Origin of the sequence: Seonamhaeicola maritimus (assembly GCF_008056315.1) — a bacterium.
Lineage (GTDB): Bacteria > Bacteroidota > Bacteroidia > Flavobacteriales > Flavobacteriaceae > Seonamhaeicola > Seonamhaeicola maritimus.
In genome coordinates this window covers 1-392 of the sequence record NZ_VRKQ01000016.1, presented here as the reverse complement: position 1 = coordinate 392, position 392 = coordinate 1, and the positions used below count along the sequence as shown (strand labels likewise).

Below are 392 nucleotides of genomic sequence, written 5' to 3'. Positions count from 1 at the left end.
AAAACCAAGGAAGAACGTATGGAGGTTTTAGTAGTTTACAGGAAAACACTGCTCAAACTTCTAAAACAAGGCTACAATCCTTATCAGGATAACACCGAGCTTCATAACAAGTTAAATAATAGAAAAGAAACTGCCAAAAACGAAGTAAAAAGTGAGGTGGAAGCCCCTAAAGAAGTACCAGCAACAGAGACGCCTAAAATGACCATAAAACAAGCCTATGATTTTGGACTAAAACTTAAAGAAAAACTTGTTAGTGAACGAACCCATAAGGATTATAAAAACAAGATTAATACCATTTTAACTTGGCTTGAAAAAAACCATCCAGAGCTTAAGACCATTGAAGCATTGGATAAAAAAGTAGTTTCAGCCTTTTTAAATCATATTTTAGATAA

1 pseudogene is annotated in these 392 nt (G+C 33.4%); it reads left to right on the top strand.

Annotated elements, in window-relative coordinates:
* Positions 1–392 (top strand): annotated as a pseudogene (locus FUA22_RS13965) (hypothetical protein); the annotation flags it as partial.